The sequence below is a fragment of the Streptomyces phaeoluteigriseus genome, assembly GCF_001896135.2.
Lineage (GTDB): Bacteria > Actinomycetota > Actinomycetes > Streptomycetales > Streptomycetaceae > Streptomyces > Streptomyces phaeoluteigriseus.
Genome location: NZ_MPOH02000011.1, coordinates 1,037,290 through 1,045,483, shown reverse-complemented (window position 1 = coordinate 1,045,483; position 8,194 = coordinate 1,037,290). Strand labels below are relative to the sequence as shown.

The 8,194-nt window shown below is 74.2% G+C and carries 6 protein-coding genes; 3 read left to right on the top strand and 3 right to left on the bottom strand.

What is annotated here, in order from left to right:
* Positions 1–111 precede the first annotated feature (111 nt).
* Positions 112–2,076, bottom strand: coding sequence for a HelD family protein (locus BM536_RS15800; protein WP_245873560.1), 1,965 nt, complete (start codon positions 2,074–2,076; stop codon positions 112–114).
* A 418-nt stretch (positions 2,077–2,494) separates the two neighbouring features.
* Here BM536_RS15800 and BM536_RS15795 point away from each other — a divergent pair, with 418 nt between their 5' ends.
* Together BM536_RS15795 and BM536_RS15790 are read left to right on the top strand one after the other, a co-directional pair.
* Positions 2,495–2,680 carry a hypothetical protein gene (locus BM536_RS15795; protein WP_073497972.1) on the top strand — a complete coding sequence of 62 codons (186 nt, stop codon included), beginning with the start codon at positions 2,495–2,497 and terminating at the stop codon, positions 2,678–2,680.
* An 85-nt stretch (positions 2,681–2,765) separates the two neighbouring features.
* Positions 2,766–3,245, top strand: a complete 480-nt coding sequence (locus BM536_RS15790) for a hypothetical protein (protein ID WP_143650918.1) — start codon at positions 2,766–2,768, stop codon at positions 3,243–3,245.
* A 58-nt stretch (positions 3,246–3,303) separates the two neighbouring features.
* Here BM536_RS15790 and BM536_RS15785 read toward each other — a convergent pair whose 3' ends face one another.
* The gene (locus BM536_RS15785) at positions 3,304–4,950 is read right to left on the bottom strand and encodes a DNA repair helicase XPB (protein ID WP_073497969.1); all 1,647 of its coding nucleotides are present in this window, start codon (positions 4,948–4,950) and stop codon (positions 3,304–3,306) included.
* Positions 4,951–5,046: 96 nt separating this feature from the next.
* Here BM536_RS15785 and BM536_RS15780 point away from each other — a divergent pair, with 96 nt between their 5' ends.
* Entirely contained in the window at positions 5,047–5,562 is a 516-nt protein-coding gene (locus BM536_RS15780; protein ID WP_170109902.1) for an NUDIX hydrolase, read from the top strand.
* Here BM536_RS15780 and BM536_RS15775 read toward each other — a convergent pair.
* Entirely contained in the window at positions 5,559–8,120 is a 2,562-nt protein-coding gene (locus tag BM536_RS15775) for a helicase C-terminal domain-containing protein (RefSeq protein WP_094103051.1), read from the bottom strand. The two genes, BM536_RS15780 and BM536_RS15775, sit on opposite strands and share 4 nt — an antisense overlap.
* Positions 8,121–8,194: the final 74 nt, after the last annotated feature.

The following is an 8,194-nucleotide window of genomic DNA, read 5'->3' as shown; positions in this document are numbered from 1 at the left end:
CGGCGGGTGTTGGACGGGGGGTGACGGGTGGGCCGCGGCGTGGGGTGGGGCGCGCGGCCCGGCGGTGAGGGGGGTGCCGCCCCGTCCCTCCCATCGCCCCGGGCGGCTGGGTCAGGTCAGTTGGGGCGGCAGGCCGGTGGCGTGTGTCACCACCAGCCCCGACACCGCACGCGTCAGCGCCACGTACAGCCGTCGCAGCCCGGTCCGTTCGTCGGGCTCCGCGTCCACCACCGCGCTCGGCTCGTCCAGGACCACGTAGTCGTACTCCAGGCCCTTGGCCAGGGAGGCGGGGACCAGGGTCAGGCGGGTTTCCCGGGTGGTCTCCTCGCCGGGGGCCAGGAAGGCGATCCCCGCCGCCGTGAGCGCCCCGGCGAGGACGGGCACACGGGCGTCGGCCGCGATGAGGCCCGTCGACCCCTCGTTGTGCAGCAACTCCTCGCAGGCGGAGATGACGTCGGCGTCCTCCGACACCGCGCGGACCTCGAAGAAGCCGGGGTTCTCGCGGACCGAGGCGACCGGTGTCAGGCCCGGTGCGATGTGGGGCAGCAGCCGGGAGGCGTAGGTGATCACGTCCGTCGGGACGCGGAAACCGGCCGTGAGTTCCTCGATCACCGCGTCGGCCTTGCCGAGGTGTGCGAGGGCCTCCTGCCAACTCCGCGTCGCCCAGGGCGTGGTGCCCTGCGCCAGGTCGCCCAGGACGGTCGCGCTGCCGGTGCTGCAGCGGCGGCCGACCGCCCGGTACTGCATGGGAGACAGATCCTGCGCCTCGTCCAGGACCACATGGCCCAGGGAGTGCGTGCGCTCCACGAGGTCGGTCGCCTCGTCGATCAGCACCGCGTCCGCGGCGGACCACCTGGCGGATTTCACCGACCGTGCCGGCCTGGCCCACAGGATCGTCTTCTGCTCGTCCCCGGTGAGGATGCCCTCCGCGTGCTCCGCGAGGAACTCCGGGTCCGTGAGCAGCCGCAGCACCAGCTTCGCCGGATCGACGGGCGGCCAGACCGCCTTCACGGCCGCCTTGACGGCGCTGTTGCGCGCCACCGCGTCCTGCACCCGGTCGTCGGGCGCCTCCCCGGCCCGCTCCATCTGCACCAGCACGGCATGCGCGACGCGCTGCGGGAGGGCGTCGCGGGCGGCGCCGTAGCGGATGTCGCGGGCGAGCAACTCGCGCACGAGACCCTCCAGTTCGTACGCCGGGACCCGCCAGCGGCGTGATCCGCGCACGACGACGACCGGCTCGGTCGGCAGGGTGACGTGGGAGTACAGCGCCCGCCGCAGCACCTCGGCCATCCGCGCGTCGCCCTTGACGACCGCCGCGGGGGCCTCGTCCGTGCCCCGCACCTCGACCTGCGCGACGAGGTCGTCGACGGTGGCCTGGCGGACCGCCAACTCGCCGAGCGCGGGCAGCACCTGCTCGATGTAGTGGAGGAAGGACCGGTTCGGCCCGATGACCAGCGTGCCGGTGCGGGCGAGCCGCTCGCGGTGGGCGTACAGCAGATACGCCACCCGGTGCAGACCGACGGCCGTCTTCCCGGTGCCGGGGCCGCCCTGGACGCACACCGAGCCGCTCAGCCCGCTGCGGACGATCTCGTCCTGCTCGGGCTGGATGGTGGCGACGATGTCCCGCATCGGGCCGACACGCGGCCGCTCGATCTCCCGCTGGAGCAGCTTGCTGGTGGTGGCCGCCTCGGCCGGGTCGGAGAGGTGCTCGTCCTCGTACGCGGTGAGGTCACCGCCGGTGTACCCGAAGCGGCGCCGGAGGCCCACGTCCATCGGGTCCTTCTTCGAGGCCCGGTAGAACGGCTGCGAGACCGGCGCGCGCCAGTCGATGACCATCGGGTCGCCGTCCTGGTCGTGGACGTGCCGGCGCCCGATGTAGAAGCGTTCCCCTTCCGCGCCCTCGGCCCGGTCGGCGCCGGGCGCGTGGAGGTAGTCCAGCCGGCCGAAGAACAGCGGGGTGTGGCTGAGGTCGGCGAGCGCCTTGATGCGGTCCCCGATCTGGCGTTCCAGGATCTGCGCGTTGACCCAGTTCGCGGTGACGTCCCTGATGTCGAGGGACTGGACGTCCTCGCGCATGGCGCGCAGCGCGGCACGGGAGGAGGCGAGGTGGGAGCGCTCACGGGAGAGCGGGTCGTCAGCGGACACGGGCGTGGACAAGGGGGTGCCTCCGGGCCTGCGGAAAGGGGTGACTGCGGGAAGCCGACCGGTTTCCGTCCGGGCGGCGGCGCTCCATGCGGAGGCGGGCAAGAGCGGAGATTCTAGAACCAGGGGGCGCCGGGAGGCCAACGGGTTTTCCCGTCCCTCGTCCTCGTTCCGCCCTCCCGCTCCTCGCTCCGTCCTCCCCTCCGGACCGCTGCCGTCCCCTAGGGGACGAGCCCCCCTGTGCCCCCCTGTCCCCGGAGGAACCGCTCCCTCTGCGGGAGGACACCCGGACCACCCGAACTGGCTCCTGAGACCGATGCCACCCTTATGTCCCCTATCGCACCATGGAGTCATGAGCGCAGCGACCTTCACCCCAGCCCCCGCCCCGGGCCGTCCGTCCGGCGCGACCTCCGTCTCCGGCACCCACCACCACCGCCTCGGCGACGCCCTGCACGCGATACGCGTCTATCTGGGCGCTGCCTTCGACGTGGTCGTCCTCGGCGAGTACGGCGAGGAGATGGGCGTCCGCCGCAGGTAGCCCACCTCGCCGACTCCCCGGCGCCCGGCCGTCCCTGCTGGGCGACCCGCCGGTCCCGCCGCGTCTGAGTACGCGCGGCGCCCGGATGAGTACCCGCGCCGATGCCCGCCCGCGCCGCCCGGCGGTTCACTCGGGGTATGACGACGCCGCGGCACGGGCCGTACTCCCAGCCGAGCCGGCCGACCCGGCCGGGCCCGCCGTACTACGGCACGCCCCCTACCCGATGCCCGGTCCCGACGACCACGACCACCGGACCTCGACCGCCCCGCTGGTCGCCACGGTGCTGCTGGCGGTCCTCGGACCCGCCGCCCTCTTCCTCGGCGGACTGTCCGTGATGGCCACCGACAGCTGCGGCACCGACTGCCCGACGGCGCTCACGACCTGGCTGTACCTGATCTACGGCACGATCGTCTTCGGCGGCGTGCTCTCGCTCGCCGCGCTCGTCACCGCCTGGTCGCTGCCCCGCAAGGTCCGTCACCGGAACCTGCGCCGCTGGGCCGCCATCGCCACCGTCGCCCCGCCGGTGCTGGTGATCGCCCTGGTGTGCACGATCCCCTCACCGTGACGGACACCTCACCGTGACGGATGACCCCCTCACGTGACGGACCCCCTCACGTGACGGGTCAGGCCTCCTCCGCCAGCAGTTCGGTCGCGTCCATGATCCGGTAGGCGTAGCCCTGTTCGGCGAGGAAGCGCTGCCGGTGGGCGGCGAAGTCCTGGTCCAGCGTGTCGCGGGCGACGACCGAGTAGAAGTGGGCCTGGTGGCCGTCCGCCTTCGGCCGCAGCACCCGTCCCAGCCGCTGGGCCTCCTCCTGGCGCGAGCCGAAGGTGCCCGAGACCTGGATGGCGACCGTCGCCTCCGGCAGGTCGATCGAGAAGTTCGCGACCTTCGACACCACCAGCACGCTGATCTCGCCCTGCCGGAACGACTCGAACAGCTTCTCCCGCTGGGCGTTGGACGTCTCGCCCTTGATGACCGGCGCGTTCAGATGCTCCCCCAGCTCGTCGAGCTGGTCGATGTACTGCCCGATGACGAGGATCTGCTGTCCGGCGAACCGGCGCACGATCGCCTCCGTCACCTTCCGCTTGGTCTCGGTGGTGGCGCAGAAGCGGTACTTCTCCTCGGCCTCGGCGGTCGCGTAGGCGAGGCGCTCGGCGTCCGTGAGGTTGACGCGGACCTCGACACAGTCCGCGGGCGCGATGTAGCCCTGCGCCTCGATCTCCTTCCACGGGGCGTCGAACCGCTTGGGCCCGATGAGGGAGAAGACGTCCGACTCGCGGCCGTCCTCGCGCACCAGCGTGGCCGTGAGACCCAGCCGCCGCCGCGCCTGGAGGTCGGCCGTGAACTTGAAGACCGGCGCCGGCAGCAGGTGCACCTCGTCGTAGACGATCAGCCCCCAGTCGCGGGAGTCGAACAGCTCCAGGTGCGGGTAGACGCCCTTCCGCCTGGTCGTCAGCACCTGGTAGGTGGCGATGGTGACGGGCCGGATCTCCTTCCGCGTCCCGCTGTACTCGCCGATCTCCTCCTCGGTCAGCGACGTCCGCTTGATCAGCTCGTGCTTCCACTGCCGGGCGGAGACGGTGTTGGTGACGAGGATCAGCGTGGTCGCCTTGGCCTGCGCCATCGACCCGGCCCCGACCAGCGTCTTCCCGGCGCCGCAGGGCAGGACCACGACCCCGGACCCGCCGTGCCAGAAGTTCTCCACGGCCTGCCTCTGGTACGGCCGCAGCGCCCAGCCGTCCTCGGCCAGCTCGATGGGATGCGCCTCGCCGTCGACGTACCCCGCGAGGTCCTCGGCCGGCCAGCCCAGCTTCAGCAGGGTCTGCTTGATCTGCCCGCGCTCGGAGGGGTGCACGGCGACCGTGTCGGGGTCGATCCGGGTCCCGACCAGCGGGGCGACCCGCTTGGACCGCAGGATCTCCTCCAGCACCGGCCGGTCCGTGGTGGTCAGCACGAGACCGTGCGCGGGATGCTTGCTGAGCGTCAGCCGTCCGTAGCGGTCCATCGTCTCGGCGATGTCCACCAGCAGCGCGTGCGGCACCGGATACCGGCTGAACTCCACCAGCGCGTCCACCACCTGCTCGGCGTCGTGACCGGCGGCGCGCGCGTTCCACAGGCCCAGCGGGGTCAGCCGGTAGGTGTGGATGTGCTCGGGCGCCCGCTCCAGTTCCGCGAACGGCGCGATGGCCCGGCGGCACGCGTCGGCCCGCTCGTGGTCGACCTCCAAGAGCAGGGTCTTGTCGGACTGGACGATGAGTGGACCATTCACGCGGGGCACCCTTTCCCTCACGGCCGTGGAACGCGGCCAAACGTCCAGTGTGCCCTACCGGCCACGACGGGGGCGGGGGTGCGCGGGGTGGCCTTCATGACAGCCACGGGTGAGCGGGTGGACCGGGTCGACGAGCGGGACCGGGCGATCGGGGTGGTGGACCGCGGTGAGGCCGTCAGCAACGGCCGGCCGCACCGCGTCGCGACCACCGTCCGCCGGGACGCGGACGGCCGGATCCTGGCGCACCGGCGGCCGGAGACCGTGTCCCGGTTCCCCCGGCCGGAGACCGTTCCCGGTTCCCCCGGCCGGTACAACCGGCTGCTCGGCGGAGGCGCCGAGGCCGGCGAGTCCTACGAGCGGGCCGCCGCCCGTGAGCCGGCCGAGGACTCGGCGCGCGGGCACCGGCGGTCCGGTTCGCGTTCACGTTCCTGCGCCGGGGAGCGATCGGCCCCGACTGGCTCTGCGTCCACGAAGCGGTCGTCACCGGCGACCTCGCCCCCGACCCGGCGGAGATCGACTGGCACGCCCGGGTCACCGGGAGCGAGCCACACCGCACTCGGCGGCCGGCCACCGATCAACCGTGTGAACAACGCTGCGGGTCAATACACCTAGGCCTCGTCGTCCGCCAGTTCCGCCACTCCCGTGATCCGGTGCAGCGGATACGTCCTGACCTCGTCCGCCGTGTGGTCGTACGCCGTCACGAAGCCGCCCTCCACCCGGACCGGGGCGATGACGCGCTGGCTGGCGGACCCCTCGGCGTTGACGTAGCCGATCCACACGGCCTCGCCGGTGAGGACGGCCGCCTGCACGGTGGCGAGGGTGTCCGCGGGGGAGGTGCGCGGGAGTGCGCCGGGCGCCTGAACCGCGCCGTCGTCGGCCGGTTTGCGGGGGGCCGTGGACGCCAGGTCACCGGCGCGGATCGCCCGGATCGCGGCCGTGAGGAGAGTGCCGTCGGGGACGGGCGGACCCTCCGGGACGGGTTCCGGGGCCGTGCGGGGCGGGCTGCGGTGGGCGTCGGCGCGGGTGATCAGGACATCGCCCTCGGCGGACTCGGCGGCCGGCGCGAACCCCATCGCGCGCAGCCCGTCGAGCAGGGCCGCCGGGTCGGCCTGGGCCGCCAGCACGGTCGGCGCGAGGCGGCGCAGCCGCAGGGCGTCGGCACGCTTGTCGGCGAGGATCTCGTTCAGCATCGCGTCGTCGTCGCAGCGGACGTACGCCGAGGCCGCGCCCACCCGGAGGTGCCCGTGCCGGCGGGCCACGTCGTCGATCAGGTACGTCAGCGGCTGCGGCACCGGCGTACGGGAGTGCTCCGCGAGGAAGGCGTGCAGGTCGGAGGCGGTACGGCCGGCGTCCAGAGCACGGCGTACGGAACCGGGTGTGAAGCGGTAGACGGTCGCCCCGCCCTTCGACTCGACGTCGGCGAGCACACCCAGTACGTCGGCGAGCGGCCGGTGCAGCGGGCCGGGCGCCACCGCCGTCAGGTCCGCCTGGAGCAGCACATGGTCCAGCGGCTCGGGCAGCAACGGCGCGAGAAGGCGTACGGCGGAGGCGGAGGCGACGGCCTGCTCGGCGGGGGAGAGCGGGCCGGGGGCGTGCGCGGGCGCGGTGTGGTGATGGAAGGGCAGCTTGTCGCCGGGGCCCTGCGGGGAGCCGGTGCCCCGGTCGGTGACCGGGCCGTGCGGGTGTGCCGCCGCGCCGATGAGGGCCCGGGCCTGGGACGACAGGGCGCCCCTGCCCGTGATGCCGAGCAGCTCCGCCTCCGACAGGGTCCAGCGGGCGAGCCGGGAGCGGAGGTCGTCGTCGCGCTGCGGGCCGCGCAGCGGGCGTTCCCAGGCCAGCCGGGCGAGCACCGACTCGGCGGTCGGCGCGGTGCCCTCCGGGAGTCCCGCCAGCAGCGCCAGCACCCGGCGGCGTACCTCCGGGGCGGCCGAGCGGTCCAGGCCCGGCCCGAGCGCGGACAGGGTCCGCTCCTTCGCGTCCCGCCCGCCGATCAGCCCCGGTGTCCGGGTCCCCGCCAGCCAGGCCTCCGCCAGCCGGACCCACTGTTCGGCGGCGGGGCGCTCCAGCCACTCGTCGAAGAACGGGGTGGCCGCGTACCGCTCGTCGGCCTCGCCGTCCGAGGCGATCAGCCCGGCGGCGTACGCCAGCTCCACCCAGAACGCGGCCATCGGCTCCGACACGTCGAGGGCGACGGCCGTCCGCTTCAGGTCCCGCTGGCTCAGCCCGCCCGCGCGCAGTACCGCGGGACCGCCCTCGTCCCAGTCCTTCAGCAGTTCCTCCACGGTCGCCAGCGCGGTGTACGCCTGCCCGGCCGCCGCCGCGTCCACGACCTGGGGCGGGCGGGTCGCGGCCGCCTCCACGGCGGGCGGCACCGGCTCGGGCGCGCGATGGGCGTGGCCGCCCCGCAGATGCAGGGCGACCTCGCGCGGCATCACGACCGTGCCGGGCGCGGTGGGCAGCAGCAGCCCCCGGTCCAGCAGCCAGCGCAGCCGGGCCGCCGGATCCGCGGTCACCTGCCCGTACGGCGGCCCCCACACCAGCCGGTCCAGGACCTCCAGGGACTCGGCGGGGGCCTCGGCGAGCAGCGCGCCCATCCTCCGCCGGTCGCCGAACAGTGAGGCCAGCGCGGTGACCGCCGAGACCGCGTCATGGGTGGACGGCAGTCCGGCCGCCGTCACGATCTCCTGGATCCGGCCCGGCGACATGCCCGCCGTGGCCTCCCGCACGGACGGGCCCAGTCCGGTCGGCGAGGGGTGCTGCGGTGACGGGGCGAGCAGCTCGCGGGCGGTGCGGACCAGCCGCAGCCGGTCGTCGTCGCCCCAGACCAGCGCCTGCTCGCGCAGCACGGCCACGGCCCCGGGGAGGGCGGCGACGACGGCCGCGTCCCGCGCGTCCCCGGCCATCAGCCCCAGCAACTCCTCGTACGCCGCCGGTTCCGCCGCCACGGCCAGCGCCTCCGCCGTCTGGAGCGTGAACCGGTCCAGGTGCTCCAGGGCGCGCACCACCGACGCCCGCGTCCCCGCACGGGTGGCGAGCTGGGTGAGGTCGGTGGGGACCGGGGTGACGAGGTCGGGGCGGGCGCGCAGGAGCGCGGCCAGGGACGCGTCGTCCCGGGCACGGAGCGCCTCCGCGAGGGAACGCGGGGCCGAGGGCTTCTCGTCGCTGCTCATCCGCTCAACGGTAGCGGGTGGCGGGCCCGGCGAGGGGCCGCCGCCGGGACCGGGAACCCGCGTGCCAGGTGCAC